The sequence below is a fragment of the Streptomyces sp. CB02400 genome (assembly GCF_001905725.1).
Taxonomy (GTDB): domain Bacteria; phylum Actinomycetota; class Actinomycetes; order Streptomycetales; family Streptomycetaceae; genus Streptomyces; species Streptomyces atrovirens.
In genome coordinates this window covers 142,778-158,625 of sequence record NZ_LIWB01000017.1, presented here as the reverse complement: position 1 = coordinate 158,625, position 15,848 = coordinate 142,778, and the positions used below count along the sequence as shown (strand labels likewise).

General features: G+C 72.6%; 12 protein-coding genes. 3 read left to right on the top strand and 9 right to left on the bottom strand.

The genetic code is table 11. The annotated features are described in order from the left end of the window. Positions 1–140 precede the first annotated feature (140 nt). Positions 141–1,004 (bottom strand): SDR family NAD(P)-dependent oxidoreductase, encoded by an 864-nt coding sequence (locus AMK33_RS31630; RefSeq protein WP_079195050.1) that lies wholly within the window; start codon positions 1,002–1,004, stop codon positions 141–143. A gap of 284 nt (positions 1,005–1,288) precedes the next feature. Between AMK33_RS31630 and hpnR the strand changes: the two genes are divergently transcribed. Further along, a complete protein-coding gene (gene hpnR / locus AMK33_RS31625; protein WP_073936436.1) occupies positions 1,289–2,788 on the top strand; it encodes a hopanoid C-3 methylase HpnR in 1,500 nt (499 codons plus the stop codon). 23 nt (positions 2,789–2,811) lie between these two features. Further along, positions 2,812–3,690: a DMT family transporter gene (locus tag AMK33_RS31620; protein WP_073936435.1), complete on the top strand. Its 879-nt coding sequence runs from the start codon at positions 2,812–2,814 to the stop codon at positions 3,688–3,690. 231 nt (positions 3,691–3,921) lie between these two features. Here the strand turns inward: AMK33_RS31620 and AMK33_RS31615 are convergent, their stop codons facing one another. Then, complete coding sequence (locus AMK33_RS31615; protein ID WP_073936476.1) at positions 3,922–5,226, bottom strand: glycosyltransferase; 1,305 nt, start codon at positions 5,224–5,226, stop codon at positions 3,922–3,924. A gap of 138 nt (positions 5,227–5,364) precedes the next feature. Between AMK33_RS31615 and AMK33_RS31610 the strand changes: the two genes are divergently transcribed. Further along, the gene (locus AMK33_RS31610; RefSeq protein ID WP_073936434.1) at positions 5,365–5,973 is read left to right on the top strand and encodes a YceI family protein; all 609 of its coding nucleotides are present in this window, start codon (positions 5,365–5,367) and stop codon (positions 5,971–5,973) included. Positions 5,974–6,067: 94 nt separating this feature from the next. On the opposite strand, the gene AMK33_RS31605 is transcribed toward AMK33_RS31610, so the two are convergent. The 7 genes from AMK33_RS31605 to cimA all read right to left on the bottom strand — a co-directional run bounded on the left by AMK33_RS31605 (position 6,068) and on the right by cimA (position 15,528). Beyond that, a complete protein-coding gene (locus tag AMK33_RS31605; protein ID WP_073936433.1) occupies positions 6,068–7,300 on the bottom strand; it encodes an MFS transporter in 1,233 nt (410 codons plus the stop codon). Then, positions 7,297–8,583: an acyl-CoA dehydrogenase family protein gene (locus tag AMK33_RS31600; RefSeq protein ID WP_073936432.1), complete on the bottom strand. Its 1,287-nt coding sequence runs from the start codon at positions 8,581–8,583 to the stop codon at positions 7,297–7,299. The genes AMK33_RS31605 and AMK33_RS31600 overlap by 4 nt, the downstream gene beginning before the upstream one ends. Then, complete coding sequence (locus AMK33_RS31595) at positions 8,580–11,168, bottom strand: AMP-binding protein (protein WP_201263113.1); 2,589 nt, start codon at positions 11,166–11,168, stop codon at positions 8,580–8,582. Before AMK33_RS31595 ends, AMK33_RS31600 begins: the two co-directional genes overlap by 4 nt. Continuing rightward, a complete protein-coding gene (locus AMK33_RS31590) occupies positions 11,168–11,554 on the bottom strand; it encodes an ectoine synthase (RefSeq protein ID WP_073936431.1) in 387 nt (128 codons plus the stop codon). Before AMK33_RS31590 ends, AMK33_RS31595 begins: the two co-directional genes overlap by 1 nt. A gap of 228 nt (positions 11,555–11,782) precedes the next feature. Continuing rightward, positions 11,783–11,974 carry a hypothetical protein gene (locus AMK33_RS43095; protein WP_167748601.1) on the bottom strand — a complete coding sequence of 64 codons (192 nt, stop codon included), beginning with the start codon at positions 11,972–11,974 and terminating at the stop codon, positions 11,783–11,785. A 464-nt stretch (positions 11,975–12,438) separates the two neighbouring features. Further along, positions 12,439–13,803, bottom strand: a complete 1,365-nt coding sequence (locus tag AMK33_RS31585) for a hypothetical protein (RefSeq protein WP_073936430.1) — start codon at positions 13,801–13,803, stop codon at positions 12,439–12,441. Positions 13,804–13,923: 120 nt separating this feature from the next. Then, a complete protein-coding gene (gene cimA, locus AMK33_RS31580) occupies positions 13,924–15,528 on the bottom strand; it encodes a citramalate synthase (RefSeq protein ID WP_073936429.1) in 1,605 nt (534 codons plus the stop codon). Positions 15,529–15,848 lie beyond the last annotated feature (320 nt).

Sequence of the window (15,848 nt, the reverse complement as noted above, 5' to 3'; positions counted from 1 at the left end):
GAGGGCATCCGGCTTGTAGGGGTCGCACAAAGACGGCCTCTGAGAGTCACCTCACATTCATGTGAGGCGCATGCACCCGTTCGGGTCGGTCCGCTCATCCGGAGCGTAGCGGTGGCGGTGCTCCGCTCCACGCCGGGGTCTCAGCCGAAGCGGTCGAGGAGCCTGCGGTAGAGGCCGGGGGTGAGGGCGCGCACCCGGGAGGGGAGGGCGAGCCAGGCGGGGATGTAGGTGTCGTCGCGGCCTTGGGAGACGGCGTTCCAGACGGCGGCCGCGACCCGGCCGGCCGAGGTGGGGCGCGGGTGGGAGCGGTGGTACGGCGTGCCGCGGCGGGCGAAGAAGCCCGTCTCCACGGGGCCGGGCACGACGAGCGTCACCCCCACGCCCGTACCGCGCAGTTCCTGGCGGAGCGCCTCGGCGAACGCGGCGAGCCCGGCCTTGGCGGCGGAGTACACCGCCTCCTCCCGTACGCCGACCGAGCCGGCCACCGAGCCGACGAGCACCACCCGGCCGCCGCCGGCCGCCACCATCGCGGGCAGCACCTCCCGTACGAGGTGCAGCGTCGCGTTGAGGTCCAGGAACAGCACCCGGTCGATGTCGGTGTGCGGCATGGTCAGGAACGGTCCGGCCCAGCCGATGCCCGCACCGGCGACCAGCACGTCGATGTGTCCGGTCTCCCGCAGCGCGGCCTGTGCCAGCATCTTCGCCCCGTCCGGCGCGGCGAGGTCGGCGGGCAGCAGGACCGCCGAGGTGCCGGACGCCGTCTCCTCCAGCCGCCGCCGGTCCCGGCCGCTGAGCAGCAGCTGCCAGCCTCCGGCGGCGAAGCGCCGCGCGGTGGCCGCGCCGATGCCCGAGGAGGCGCCGGTGACGAGGGCGACGCGCCGGCCGGTGCGCGGCGGCGGCCCGTGGCCGCGTGCCGCCGCCGGGGCGGAGACCGCGGCGCGGGCGTCACTGTGTGCGGGGTCCGCCGGGGGGTCGTAGGTGGAACCGGAGCCGGTGGTGGTCACGAGTCGGTCTCCCATGCGCTGTCGCTGCGGGTCCTCGGCCTCCAGGACACCCCCACTCCGGTGCACCCCGCCAGTGCAGGAGCCGGTCCGCCCGGCCCTCTCCCACCTCTGCCGGCGGGCGGCGTCCGGGCTCACGCGGGCCGGCGCGCCGCGCCGCAGGACCACTCCTGCGGGCCGCGGGGTGCGGCCAGGCGGGCGTATGGCGGGTACGCGGCCGCGTGTGCCGGGATACGAAGGGGACACCCTTCCGTACCCGGTCCGTCCGACCCCGTGGCGAGGTCCCCATGCGTCTGCTGCTCGTCCACCCCAGCGCCCTGATGTACTCCGAGATCTTCCTCCGGCTCGAACCGCTGGGCCTGGAGCGGGTGGCGGGCGCCGCCCGCGAGGCCGGTCACGAGGTCCGGGTCGTCGACCTCCAGGTGCTGGGCGTGAACCGGCTGCGCGACGAGGTGCGGTCCTTCCGTCCGGAGGCGCTCGGCGTCTCCCTCAACTACCTGGCGAACATCCCCGAGGCGATCGCGCTGGCCGCGCGGGTGAAGCGGGAGGTGCCGGGCTGTTTCGTGTTCTTCGGCGGGCACAGTGTCTCGTTCGTCGCCGAGGAGGTCATCGAACAGGCGGAGGGCGCGGTCGACGCGGTGGTCCGCGGAGAGGGGGAGCCGGCGATGGCCCCGCTGCTGGAGGCGGTGCGCGACGGCGGGGTGGAGGGCGTGCCGGGCGTCGTCACGGCGGCCGGGCGCGGACCGGCGCCGCTGATGCTGCACAGCATCGACGGACCGCTCCCGGCCCGCGATCTGATGCGCAGCCGGCGCCGCTACTTCATCGGCGAGCTCGACCCGTGCGCGTCCATCGAGTTCACCCGCGGCTGTCCCTGGGACTGCTCGTTCTGCTCGGCGTGGACGTTCTACGGCCGCAGCTACCGCAAGGCCTCGCCCGAGGCGGCGGCGGAGGACCTGGCGAGGGTCCGCGAGCCGAACGTGTTCATCGTGGACGACGTCGCGTTCATCCGGCCCGAGCACGGCAACGCCATCGCCGCCGAGGTGGAGCGGCGCGGCATCCGCAAGAAGTACTACCTGGAGACGCGCGCCGACGTCCTGCTGCGCCATCCCGAGGTGTTCGAGCGGTGGGCCCGGCTGGGGCTGCGCTACATGTTCCTCGGCATGGAGGCGATCGACGCCGAGGGGCTCGACCTGTACCGCAAGCGGGTCAGCCCGGACGAGAACCTGAAGGCGCTGGAGACGGCCCGGCGGCTCGGCATCAAGGTCGCGATCAATCTGATCGTGGATCCGGCCTGGGACGAGGAACGCTTCCGCGTGGTGCGGGAGTTCGCGCTGGCCGTGCCGGAGATCGTGCACTTCACGGTGATGACGCCGTATCCGGGTACGGAGATCTGGCACACCGAGTCGCGTCGGCTCACCACCCGCGACTACCGCCTCTTCGACATCCAGCACGCGGTGGTGCCGACCACGCTGCCGCTGGAGCGCTTCTACGAGGAGCTGGTGCGCACCCAGGCGGTCATCAACCGCAAACACCTGGGGGTGCGCACGGCGTTCGGCGCGGCGCGCGTGCTCGGCCGCAACCTGCTGCACGGGCAGACCAACTTCGCCCGCATGCTGTGGAAGTTCAACCAGGTCTACAACCCGCGCCGGCAACTCGCCGACCACGCACGGCCGGTGCGCCACGAGCTGCCGCTCCCCCAGCGCCTCGACGTCGGCGACCGGCGCAAGCTGTACGTCCACACGCGGGGGGCGACACGGGGCGCACCGACCGACCGGACACCCGACTAGCCCGCTCCCGGGGCTGTTCCGTCATGGCGATCGCCGTCCTCGCCTCGCTCGCCGCCGGTGTGTGTTTCGCCGTCGCGGGGGTCCTGCAGCAGTGGGCGGCGGCCACGCGGCCGGACGCGGAGGCGCTCACCGCGCGGCTGCTGGGGCGGCTGGCGCGGGATCCCCTGTGGCTGTGCGGGATCGGGCTGGCCGTGGTGGCGTACGGATTCCAGTCGCTGGCGCTGGCGTTCGGGCCGCTGAGTCTGGTGCAGCCGCTGATCGTCGCCGAGCTGGTCTTCGCGGTCCCGCTGTCGGCACGGCTGTACCGGCTGCGGCTGGGCCGGCGGGAGTGGTCCGGCACGCTCGCGGTGGCGGCGGGACTGGCGCTGGCGCTGCTCTCCGCCCGCCCGCACGGCGGCGACCCCCGGGCGGCCGGCCCGCTGTCCTGGCTGCTGGCCGTCGGCGCGGTCGCAGCCGTGGTGTGCGGCGCGCTCGTGACCGCGCGGATGCTGTCCGGCCCCTGGCGGGCCTCGGCGACGGCGCTCGCCGCGGGGGCGGTGATGGGCACCCAGTCCGTCCTGCTGGCCGCGACGGTGGACCGGCTCCGGCACGGACCGCTCACGGCCCTGGCCGCCTGGCAGACCTACGCCCTCGTCGCGGCCAGCGTGGGCGGCCTGCTGCTCATCCAGAGCGCCTTCCAGCAGGGCCCGCTGGCCGCGACCATGACGGTCCTGGACGCGACGGAGCCGGTGGTCGCGGTGGCCATGGGCACGCTCCTCTTCGACGAGACGGTCCACACGGGCTGGCCGGCCTCGGCGGCGACGCTGGCGGGTCTGGCCTTGGTCGCAACGGGCATCACGGCCTTGGACACGTCACCGGTCATCGCGGCGTCACACGCCCGGCACCGGGCCGCTGACGAGTGACCGGTGCCGGGTTGTTCGCGGAAGCGCACGGGTGGTTCTGTCGTACGGCGACTGCGGGCCGCATCGTGGCTGTTCGCGCAGTTCCCCGCGCCCCTGGGGCGCGGGGAACTGCGCGAACGGGGGTCTGGGGGCGAAGCCCCCGGGGACGGGAAGGGAAGGGGCGGCGGGGGCGAAGAAACCCGGCGGCGGGCGCGCAGGCGCCCATGGTGTGTGCCCGTGCGGGCCGCCGGCTCAAGCCGTACGGAAGCCGGCCCGCCGTGGCGTACGGGCCGGCTGGGTCCAGACCGGGAGGAGGTCCTCCTCGAGTACCCGGTCCCAGCTGGGATGGGCGGTCCGGGACGTCTCCACGGCCCGACGCCGCACCGCCTCCCGCGCGGCGGGCTGGCCGACCAGCGGGTGCAGGGCGTCCGCCCAGGCCACCGGGGAGTCGGCCGGGACGACGATGCCGTCGAGCCCCGGCGCGGCCAGCCAGCGGGTGGTGTGCGCGCCCTCGGGCAGGACCACCGCCAGCCCGCACGCCATCGCCTCGGCGACGACATTGCCGCTGGTCTCCGTACGGGACGGGAAGGCGAAGACGTCGCAGCCGGCGTACACCCGCGCCAGCCGGTCCTGCGGGAGCGGCCCGAGCAGGGTGACGTCCCGGCCGAGCCTGCGGCGTACGGCGTCCTCCTCGGCACCGGAACCCGCCATGACCAGGTGCGGGGCGTCGCCCCGGGCGCGCAGCAGCCGGACGCTCTCGGTCAGCAGCGGCACGCCTTTGCTGGCGTCCAGCCGGCCGGCGAACAGCACCAGCGGGCGGTCGTCCGGGACGCCGTACGCGCGTGTCAGCCAGTCCCGCGCGGTGGGGTCGGGCCGGAAGAGTTCGTGGTCGACACCCCGGCGCAGCAGGGCGACCCGGTGCGGCCCGAGAACGCGGGCGAGTTCCGCGCGCCCCTCCGGGGTCGGGACGAGGACGCGTTCGCAGGGGTCCAGCAGCCGGTCCCGGCGTCGGCGCAGCGCGCTCTCGGCCCGGTCCGCGAGCAGGTCCTCCACCCTCGGATGGCTCCCGGGCAGCCACCGCTCGGCCAGATAGCGGGCGTAGACGGAGGCCAGCAGCGGTACGTCGGTGTGCACGGAGCCGATGAGCCGGGGCCGTGGGGCGGACCGCCGGGCCGCGTGGCGGTGGAGCCGTACGGCGGTGGCGGCGAAGGCGAAGCCGTGGGTCAGGTGCCAGACGTCGTGGCGGGGCAGCAGGGCGGCGAGCCGCGGGTGGTACGGCGCGAGGTCGCAGACGTCCTCCGCGCGGTCGGCCGAGCGCGTCGCCGCCGAGCTGAGCACCGGCCGGAGCATGACGAGCCGGACGTGCGGGGAGAGCGGCTCGACCCGCTCGCGTTCACCGAGGAAGTAGACGGTCAGGTCGAGAGGTGTGCCGCCGGAGCCGTCGGGCAGGCGCTCCGGGAGGCGGGCGGCACTCCGCGCGAAGTGCTCCCAGCACTTCACCTGGCCGCCCGACGTATCGTGCCGCACCAGCTCCACCAGGACCGCGACCGAGGACACGACCGGCGGGTACCACCCGTCGCGGCGGCCCAATCTCGCCACTTTCACCAAACATGTTGAAAGTTAAAGGGAATAGGTCTACGGTGGACCTCGTTGGGTTAGTTGAACATTAAACCTCATCCCCTCAGGAGGAACACCATGGGCATCTTCGGCCGCAAGGACAACGAGACCGCCACCGCGACCACCACCACCGCGGTGAACCCGGACCTGGCCGCGCTGACCGGCGAGTACACGATCGACCCCGCGCACTCCACCTTCGGCTTCGTCGCCCGGCACGCCATGGTCACCAACATCAAGGGCAGCTTCCAGGACTTCACCGGCACGCTGCACCTGGACGGCGCCGACCCGGCCGCCTCCACCGCCACCATCGACGTGGTGATGGAGAGCATCGACACGGGCAACGCCGACCGTGACGGCCACCTGAAGAGCGCCGACTTCTTCAAGACGGACGAGTTCCCGGCCATGACCTTCCGCTCCACCAAGGCGGAGGCCCTCGGCGGCGACGACTACCGCATCACCGGTGACCTGACCATCCTGGGCACCACCAAGCCGCTCACCATCGACCTGGAGTTCAACGGCGCCGCGAAGGACCCCTTCGGCAACGAGCGCGTCGGCTTCGAGGGCAAGGCGGAGATCCTGCGCTCCGAGTGGGGCCTGACCTGGAACGCGGCGCTGGAGACGGGCGGCGTCCTGGTCTCCGACAAGATCAAGCTGAACTTCGACATCTCGGCGATCAAGCAGGCGTGACCTTCGCCGGCCCTTCGGGGTCCCGAGTTCACCACGGCAACGGCCCGGAGCCCGACAAGGCGTCCGGGCCGACGCCTGCCCGGCCGCCGCTCCCTCAGCGCAGGACGGCGGCGCCGCGGGCTCGCAACCGCCGGACGACGGGGGTGACGAGCGCGGACGCCACGAGGCAGTACCCGCCCAGCGCGACGAACTGGACCGGCTGGCCGACACCGGCGTCGAGCAGCAGGCCGCCCGCGCCGGGGCCCAGCGCCGAGGCGAAGACCAGGACCGCCACCACCACCGACCGGATGGCGCCCAGGTGCCGGGTGCCGTAGACCTCGGGCCACACGGCGCCGAACAGGGTCAGGGAGAGGCCGTTGGTGACGCCGTACAGGGCCATGAAGGCGTACGCGCTCCACGGGGCGGTGACGGTACCGAGCAGCAGCAGTCCGCCGCCGAGCGGAAGCAGGAAGACCGGCAGCAGCACGAGCCCGGTGATCCGGTCCAGCAGGAAACCACTGGCCACACTGCACAGCACGGTCAGGACCGCGTAGAGCGGGAACGCCGACGCCAGCACCCCGAGCGACCAGCCGCGCGTCTCCGCCAGGTGGGCCTGGTGGAAGAAGACCGTGTTGCCGATCAGCGCGGGCGCCGCGGTGGCGAGCAGCAGGGGATAGAAGCACCGGTCCCGCAGTACCTCGGCCCGGGTCCAGCCGGCGGCAGGCGCCTCCGGGTCCGCGGAGCCGTCCGCGGGGTGCGGTGTGCGCTCCGTCCTGAACAGCGCCGCGACGGCGAAGCCCACGGCGGTCACCAGCGTGCCGGCCGCCCACCACACGGCCTGCCATCCGGCGGCGCCCGACAGGGCGACGGCCAGGGCGGGCAGGGCCGCCTCGCCCGTGTTCAGGCCCAGGGCAGCCAGGGACACCGCCCGTCCCCGCTGCCGGGTGAACCAGCGGCCCAGCACGGTGAACGCGGTGTGCGTCATCATGCCCTGCCCGAACAGCCGCAGCAGGACGAGGGCCCCGAACAGCGTGAAGAGGTCCGCCGACCAGGTCATCGCCACGGCTCCCAGCGCCAGTAGCGGCGCACTCACGAGGACGACCCGGCGCGCCGGGTGGCGGTCGACCAGGTGCCCCGTCCTGGTCAGGGCGATCGCGCCGAGCAGGGTGGCCGCCATGTACAGAACACCGTAGGAGCCGTGGGTAAGGCCGTGCCTGTCACGGATGTCGTCGGCGAAGAGCGAGACGAAGAAGGTCTGGCCGAAGGAGGAGAGCAGGAACAGCAGGAAGCCGCCCAGCAGCCAACGGCCCTCCCGCCGCAGGAAGGAAGTCTTGTGCGGATGGATCATACGGCTTGGCCACGACCCTCCTCGGCGGGCAGCCGCCCGCCGTCGGGACCGGACGGGACGGGGCCGCCGGTGGTCCGCGTGCCGTCGGGAACCGGCCCGGTGGCGTCGCCGGGCCTTCCGGCCCCGTCGGCGGTGAAGGCCGCCGACGCGTACGCCGCCGCGTTACGGGCCCAGTTCAGGTCTCGGTGGGCCGCCATCATCTGCAGATCGCGCCAGTGCCGGGCGAGCGGGTCGTCGGCGAAGTGGGCGGCCGTCCCGGCCATCTGGATCAGCCGGTGTACGGAGCGGACGCACAGGCGGGCCAGATAGGCACGGTCCCTGCCGATCGCGGCGGCGTCCTCGGGGGGAAGGGCCCGTCGGGCGGTTCCCTCCGCGTGCAGGCGTGCGCACACGTCCTCGTACAGGTGCCGGGCGCAGGCCAGTTCCGCCGCGCTCTCCGTCAGCCCGTCCCGTACCAGCGGCTGTTCCAGCGGACGCGACCCGCCGGTGCCCCGCGCGAACCGGGTCAGGCAGGCCGCGAAGGCGCCCTCGGCGCAGCCGAGCACCGGGCCGATGACACAACTGTTGACGTACGGCAGGAACGGCACCTCGTCGAGGTAGTACGGCGAGGGCCCGGTGCCGGACGGCGACCGCCCGGCGAAGCAGCTCGACAGGGAGACGGTCAGTGCCTCGGGCACGAAGACGCGGCCCACCGTGATGTCCCGCGATCCTGTGCCGGCCATCCCGCAGACGTCCCACCCGTCCTCGATCCGCACCTTCCCGGCGGGGAGCGGAACCAGCACCCGGTCCGTCGGATCGTCGCCGTGGCCGCTTAGGAGGAACCAGTCGGCGTGGTCGGCGGCGGAGCAGAACCGCCACCGGCCTGCCACCTCGAAGCCACCGGGGACACGGGTGAAACGTCCGTCGGCCGCTGCGGACGCCGTCGCGAACACCTGCCGGACACCCGCCGTGAAGACGGTCTCGGCGGCCGTCAGCGGTAGCCGCCCGGCCAGTGCGGCGTGTCCGCCGACGACTCCGATGACCCACCCGGTGGACGGACAGGCCCTGGCCGCACGCCGGGCCGCCTCCACCACTGTGGGCCAGCCGTGCCCCGGCCCGCCGAAGCGTGGTGGCGCGGCGAGCTGGAGCAGCCCGGCGTCGAGCAGCTCGGCGACGGTCGCATCCGGCAGCCGGCGTTCTCGTTCCGTCTCGGCGGCCCGGCCGCCCCATCGGCCGACGAGCGTGTCGAGGACGGCGAGCACCTCCGGGTCGGCGCTCTCGACGGGTGCGTCCGCGCCCCTCACCTCGGCACCGTCCCGCCGTGCCCTCCGACCCGGCGCACGACCGGGTCCTCGAAGCAGAAACCGTCCGGGATGAACGGCTGCCCCACCAGCTCCAGGAACTCCGTGAGCATCCCGGCGTCGTCACTCGCCACGAACTCGTAGAAGTTGGTGCCGTTCCACAGGAGGTGGACGTGCGAGAAGCGGTCGCCGAGCGCCCCCACCAGGTCGTCGAACTCCACCTGGCCGTCCACCATCCGCGTCAGCATCTCCTGCCGCTTGCGCTCGATCTCCTCGACGGTGAAGTAACGCGCCTTGTGTACTTCGTCCTTGACACGTTCCCGGCGCTCGTACTCCAGCGGGTCGGGGTGATTCAGCTTCTCCAGGAAGAACGCCAGGCCGCCGGGCCTGAGCACCTCGGTGAGGTGCTCGATCTGCGCCGCGCGGTCCTTGCCGTAGAACTGGAACGCGGCCGTCTCGTAGACCACGTCGAAGCCGTCGCGGAACGGCTCGTACTGCGGCGCCGCCCGCAGCCCGGCGCGGTCGAGGTGGAACAGCGAGCCGGGGAAGTAGCGGGAGCGGGCCGGGTCCGCCCAGGTGCGGAACCACCGTTCGTTGGCCCGGTTGGGCGAGCTGGTCAGGGTGGTGACGCGGCCGTCGGCGAAGGCCGCCAGGGTGCGCCCGTTGCTGCCGTCGAACGCGTCCGCCTCGTAGAAGGTCAGGCCGTGCCCATCACGCTGTACGCGGCGTCCGGCCAGGCGGGCCAGCGCGACGCCGACCCGGGACAGTTCCTCCAGAACGCCAGGCACACTGGCCAGGAAGTGCCGGAAGAGCGGACCTGAGCGTTCTACCATCGCGTCCTGGTACTCCAAGAGGAGGCGGTCGGTGACGGCGCCGCGGATCGTGGAGCGCACCGGCACCCGTGGCACCTGGTCCTGCCCGGTCGCGATCGCGTCGAAGCGGTCGGCGAGGCCGGTCATCGAGGACGACGCCACGTACTCGCCGGGACCGTCGCCCACGGGCCCGGGAGCCGGCTGGGTGAGTGCCTGCCGCAGGGACCGCCGGTCGGTCTTGCCGGACTCGGTGCGCGGAAGCTCGTCGTGGAAGACCACGAGCGCGGGCACCATGTGCCAGTCGAGACGCTCGGCGCAGTGGCGGCGCAGTTCCTCGGCGTCGGGTGCGTGGCTGTCACGGAGCACGACACAGGCCGCGGGCACCTCCCCCGCCTCCTCGTCCGGCACCGGTACCACGGCGGCGTCGGCCACCGAAGGGTGCTGTCTGAGCCGCGCTTCGACCTCGTGCGGGTTCACCTTGAACATCGAGCGGCTGAAGGTGTCGTCCCCGCGGGCGACCCAGTGCAGGAAGCCGTCCTCGTCACGGGTGAACAGATCGCCCGTGAACAGCACCCTGTCCTCGCCGAACAAACCGGTGCGCAGGACACGGCCGGTCAGCTCGGGGTCGCCCCAGTAGCCCTGCATCACCTGGTCGCCCGCGACCGCCAGCTCACCGGGCACACCGGGTTCCTCGACCAGAGCGCCGGTGCCGTCCACGAGGTAGGCGCGCACACCGGGGACGGGTCCACCGACGGAACCTGGACGGCGGTCGATCTCCTCCGGCGGCAGGGCACACACGCGTTTGCACTCGGTGAGCCCGTACATCGAGTGAATCGGCACATCGGGGAGTGCCTCACGCAGGGTCCTGATGTGTTCCGCGGGGAGGCGCTGTCCGGTGCTGGCCAACAAGCGCAGGGACGGGCGCGGGTCCCGGCCGAGGCCGCCGAGCCGGCACAGATGGGCGAGCAGGGAAGGAAAGCCGTGGACCGCGGTGACACCCTCGCGGCCGATCGTCTCCCACACCTCCCGCGGACGCGCGCTGAGGCCCCGCAGCAACACCACCCGACCGCCGAAGGCCAGCGGCAGCACGATGTTGTAGAAGCCGAAGTCGGAGCCGATGGGCGTGCAGCTCAACACCACGTCGTCGGCGGTGTGACCGAGGGAGGAGGTGACGGCTTCGAAGGCCGCCGTCATGGTGCGGTGGCCGATCGTCACGCCCTTCGGCGACGAGGTGGAACCCGACGTGTAGAACACGGCGGCCGGCGGACCCACGACCGGTATGCCCGGCCCCTTCCTGGGGCGCCCGAGCGGACGCGGCCGTGGCCTCGGCTCGCCGGGCGGTCCGCCGGTGCCCAGGGGGAGCACGGCGGACAGCCCGGTGTCGGCGAAGAGGTCCCCCAGAGCCCCTGCCCGGTCGGTGACCAGGACGGCGGCGTCACAGGCACGGGTCTGATGGACCAGTTTGCGCCGCGAGAACGTCGGATGCGTGGTGACCAGGCATGCACCCGCCTTGAGGATCCCGAGAGTCGCCGCTACGACGTCGAGGGACAGGTCCGCGTAGATCACCGCGCGGTCGCCGGCGCCGAGGCCGAGACCGAGCAGCCGCGCCGCGTACGAGTCGGCGAGTTCGTTCAGCGCTCCGTAGGTGACGGTGACGCCGTCCAGCGTCACGGCGGCGCGTGCGGGGTGCCGCGCCGCGTTCGCCTCGAACAACCCGACGAGCGGTACGCCGTGCCCGGTGACGCCCGAAGCGGCGTCGTGCATCAGGCCGGTCATCAGTAGGACGACGCCTTCTCGCGATGGAGTGTGTGACGTTCCGTGCCCTGCAACGGCGGGTTGAAGACGCTGAGCAGCGTCATGTCACCGTCCGGATCCGCGCGCAGACGGTGCCGGTCGTGCCGGTCCAGCGCATAGAGCACACCCGGGACGATCCGGTGGCTGTTGCCCACTGTGTCCGTGATCTCCCCTGACCCCGACAGGCAGAAGCATGCCTCCAGGTGTGAACGGTACTCGAGGAGCGAGGACGTACCCGCCCGGACCACCGTGTGGCACACGGTGAAACCCATCTCGTCCACGGCGGTGAGGAGGCGGACACTGGTGCCGTTGCCCCAGTCGACCTCGTACCGGGAACCGGCAAGCTCGGCCAATGATCGGATCAGCATGCGACTCCCCTGGCGCTCTGGCCCTCGCGGATTGCGATCACTGTAGAAAGCGCTTACTGAATCCAACAGCGGATATCTCGTCACTCATGTGGCGCAAAGATGCCGAACGAGGGAAGAGCTTCCCAGGCGAAGTAACAGAAGTCGCCCCCGTGCCGGAGCGGACCAAGCCAAAGGCGACCACGAGAACCGGCTTCGAAGGTCTCCCGGAGCGCACCTGGACCGGTGGTCTCACTCCCCGTGGTACAGCCGCTCCAGGTCCACGAGCACGACCTCACCACGCTTCTCCGCCGCTTCAGCTCGTCGGTGAACCCGGCCCCGCTGTAGCAGGCGGGCCGTACGGCCGAGGTGTCGGTCCCGCGAGCGGCCAGCGTCGAACATGTCAGCGGGCTTGGGCAGGTCGAGCAGGGGACGATGCACCACGGGCGCCTCCGCGCATTGAGGAAGTACGTTTCCCGGAACTACGCTTCCCTAATGGTCGGCGGCGCGTTCGGGTCACGGGGAAGGCGCATCATGGCCGGTATGACAGTCAGCAGTGCGCTCTCACGGCCCGGGTGGGTCGTCGTCGCCGAGTACGAGAACCTGCCGGGTCGCCTTCACCCCTGGGCGGCCGTCCGCGGTTGACTGCGTGAGCGGGGGATCGACTGGATGCCGTTCACCGCGGAGGAGCTGCGGCTGGATCACACGTGCGGGCCGGGGCGTGACGGGCGGTGGCGGGGGTGGATCACCGTGTCCGTCGACGCGGAGGCGCTGGGACGGCTCGGGCTGGGTCCTGGGCAGGCCGGCTCCGTCGTCCCGGGCGGCACGTCACCGCCCGGGTGGTGGCATGCCGCCGGGGAGCGGTACGCGGTGGAACGCGGATGGCCGAGGCAGGATCCCCCAGCCGGTCAGAACCCTCCGCCGAAGTCCCCGCCGCCCCCGAAGTCCCCGCCGCCGAAGCCGCCGCCTCCGCCGAAGTCGCCGCCGAAGTCCCCGCCGTCGAAGTCGGCACCCGAGACGTCGCCGCCCTCGTAGCCGCCGAAGTCGCCGTAGCCGGCGCCGTAGTCGGCCGCGTAGGCGGGGCCGGCCATCATGCCGCCGAGCATGGTGCCGACGAGCAGGCCGGGCAGCAGGCCACCGCCGAAGTAGCCGCCGGCCCAGGGGCCGTAGGCGGGACCGGCGTCCCAGTAGGGGCGGCGCCCGTACTCGGTGTCGACCTCGCGGACGGCGGGGTCGAGGCCGTCGGCCAGCCGGGCCCGGTCGGCCGCGCACACCGGGACCTCGCGCTCGGCACCGCTCGGCGGCGTCCAGACGGCGTCGGCGACCGAGGGGCCGTGGCGCGGGTCGAAGAAGCAGGGCGGGCGGCGCTCCGGCAGCGGGCGTCCCGCACGCCGGGCGGCGAGGGAGGCGAGGGCGAAGCGGCCGTCCTCCACGGCCTGGGTGACGGCCCGGACGTCCTCCGGTTTGCGGGCCGCGGCCATGAGCGACTTGGACTTCTCGTAGGCGTCCAGCGCGTGCGCGTAGTCCGCGCGCATCGCGTCGTCCGCGCCCCGTTCGCCGGGGTGGAAGTCGAGGCGGTCGAGTTCCTCGCCGAACGCGGTGATGTCCTCGTCCACCACCACCCGCAGCTTCTCCAGCGCGGTCCGCTGCTCCTCCTCGTGGCGCCGCCGGTTGCGGCGGGACACGGCGTAGATGCCCGCGCCGCCGGCCGCCACCAGCGCTCCGACGGTGATCAGCCCGCCGACCGGGACGTCACCGCCGGACCCGTCGCTCCACGAGTTCGGCGCGGAGCCGCCGGTGCTGCGCAGCGCGTTGTCGACGAAGTCGTTCAACTGGGCCTTGGCGTCACCGGTGCCCTGCACCGACTGGACCAGGTTCCGCACGCCCTGGCGGCTGAGCACGCTGCTGTCGGCACGCGCGTCGAACTCGTCGCCGAGGCGGATGCCGTACAGACCGGTGACGCCGGTCTCGGTGCGCAGGTTCCGGAAGAGGTCCTGCGTCGGGTAGTCCGCCGGGAGGACCGCCACGAAGACGGGTTCGTCCGCGTCCTCGATCTTGTCGGCGAGGGCCTCGGCGTCGGACTCCGCCAGGATGTCCCGGGCCTCGGGGTCGACGTAGACGGGACTCTCGCGCAGTTCGCGGGCGATCTCGGAGAGGTCCGTGGCCGCCTGCGCCCCCGGCGCACCGGCCATCAGGACCGCCAGCGCGGCGGCCACCGGCACGATCAGCAGGCGTATCAGACGTATGTGGATACGCGTCGGCGTGGCCTCCATACATTCAAAAGTACCCAAACAGGCGCTAAACAGACATCAGGTCCGGCGGGGATTCCGGTACCGCCCCGCCGGACCTGCCAGACCCGGCGGACCTGCCGGGCCCGTCGCCCTCGGCGCTCCCTACGCGGCCGGTTCCACCCCGGCCCGCAGCAGCCCGTACGCGTACGCGTCCTCCAGCGCCTGCCAGGACGCGGCGATGACGTTGTCGGCGACGCCCACCGTCGACCACTCCCCCGCCCCGTCGGACGTGGAGATCAGGACGCGGGTGGTGGACTGGGTGCCGTGCTTGCCCTCCAGGATGCGGACCTTGTAGTCGACCAGCTCCAGCTTGGCGAGCTGCGGGTAGATCTTCTCCAGGGCGACGCGCAGGGCGCGGTCCAGGGCGTTGACCGGGCCGTTGCCCTCCGCGGTGGCGACGATGCGCTCGCTCTTGGCCCACAGCTTCACCGTGGCCTCGTTGGCGTGGGTGCCGTCGGGGCGGTCCTCGACGATCGCGCGCCAGGACTCGACGTCGAAGTACTTCAGCGGCCTGCCCTCGGCCTCCGCGCGGAGCAGCAGTTCGAAGGAGGCGTCGGCCGCCTCGTACGTGTAGCCCCTGAGCTCGCGCTCCTTGACCCGCTCGACGACCCGGCCGACCAGTTCGCGGTCGCCGCCGAGGTCGATGCCGAGCTCCTTGCCCTTGAGCTCGATGGAGGCGCGTCCGGCCATGTCGGAGACGAGCATCCGCATGGTGTTGCCGACCTGCTCGGGGTCGATGTGCTGGTAGAGGTCCGGGTCGACCTTGATCGCGGAGGCGTGCAGGCCCGCCTTGTGCGCGAAGGCGGAGACACCGACGTACGGCTGGTGCGTGGACGGGGTGAGGTTGACGACCTCGGCGATGGCGTGCGAGATGCGGGTCATCTCGCGCAGCCGGCCCTCGGGCAGGACCTGCTTGCCGTACTTCAGCTCCAGGGCGGCCACGACCGGGAACAGGTTGGCGTTGCCGACCCGCTCACCGTAGCCGTTGGCGGTGCACTGGACGTGGGTGGCGCCCGCGTCGACGGCGGCGAGGGTGTTGGCGACCGCGCAGCCGGTGTCGTCCTGGGCGTGGATGCCGAGCCGGGCGCCGGTGTCGGCGAGCACGGTGGAGACCACGGCCTGGATCTGCGCCGGGAGCATGCCGCCGTTGGTGTCGCACAGGACGACGACGTCGGCGCCGGCCTCGGAGGCGGCGCGGACCACGGACTTCGCGTACTCGGGGTTGGCGCGGTAGCCGTCGAAGAAGTGCTCGCAGTCGACGAATACCCGGCGGCCCTCCCCCTTGAGGAAGGAGACCGTGTCGCGGACCATCTCCAGGTTCTCGTCGAGGGTGGTGCGCAGGGCGAGCTCGACATGGCGGTCGTGGGACTTCGCGACCAGCGTGATCACCTGTGCGCCGGAGTCGAGGAGCGCCCTGACCTGGGGGTCCTTCGCGGCGCTGGTGCCGGCGCGGCGGGTGGCGCCGAAGGCGACCAGCGTCGCGTGCCGGAACTCGATCTCCTGCCGGGCGCGGGCGAAGAACTCGGTGTCCCGCGGGTTCGCGCCGGGCCAGCCGCCCTCGATGAAGCCCACGCCGAACTCGTCCAGGTGCCGTGCGATGGCGAGCTTGTCGGCGACCGTGAGGTTGATGCCCTCGCGCTGGGCGCCGTCGCGCAGGGTGGTGTCGAAGACGTGGAACGAGTCGTCGGGCTCGCTGGTTGCGGTCATGGTCTGAAGGCTCCTGAGTTGATCTCGGTCTACCGGAATGACCGGTTCCACCGTTCCCCCATGGTCCCTCGCGCCCCGTTCCCGGCCGCGGGTGGGGCCAGGAAACAGAAAAACCTCTCGCGGGTGCGAGAGGTCTGCGCGCGGGTCGAGGACGACGGTGTCCGCCCGTACCGTGTCGTACGTGCGGTCACTGCGGACCGGCGCGCCTGCTGCCAATAATCGTGGCGAACGAGAGCACGGGGGCAGTCTGGCACAATCCGCCCCCGCGCTCACGATCCGTCTCAGGATGCGGGCGGTGCGTGGCCGGCGCGGGCGGCGGA

Excerpts from the sequence above, each read along its gene's own strand:
- AMK33_RS31610 (WP_073936434.1), top strand. The coding sequence starts at position 5,365 with ATGGGCATCTTCGGCCGCAAGGACAACGAGACCGCCACCGCGACCACC.
- hpnR (WP_073936436.1), top strand. The coding sequence starts at position 1,289 with ATGCGTCTGCTGCTCGTCCACCCCAGCGCCCTGATGTACTCCGAGATC.
- AMK33_RS31595 (WP_201263113.1), bottom strand. The coding sequence starts at position 11,168 with ATGACCGGCCTGATGCACGACGCCGCTTCGGGCGTCACCGGGCACGGC.
- AMK33_RS31585 (WP_073936430.1), bottom strand. The coding sequence starts at position 13,803 with ATGGAGGCCACGCCGACGCGTATCCACATACGTCTGATACGCCTGCTG.
- cimA (WP_073936429.1), bottom strand. The coding sequence starts at position 15,528 with ATGACCGCAACCAGCGAGCCCGACGACTCGTTCCACGTCTTCGACACC.
- AMK33_RS31590 (WP_073936431.1), bottom strand. The coding sequence starts at position 11,554 with ATGCTGATCCGATCATTGGCCGAGCTTGCCGGTTCCCGGTACGAGGTC.
- AMK33_RS31605 (WP_073936433.1), bottom strand. The coding sequence starts at position 7,300 with ATGATCCATCCGCACAAGACTTCCTTCCTGCGGCGGGAGGGCCGTTGG.
- AMK33_RS31620 (WP_073936435.1), top strand. The coding sequence starts at position 2,812 with ATGGCGATCGCCGTCCTCGCCTCGCTCGCCGCCGGTGTGTGTTTCGCC.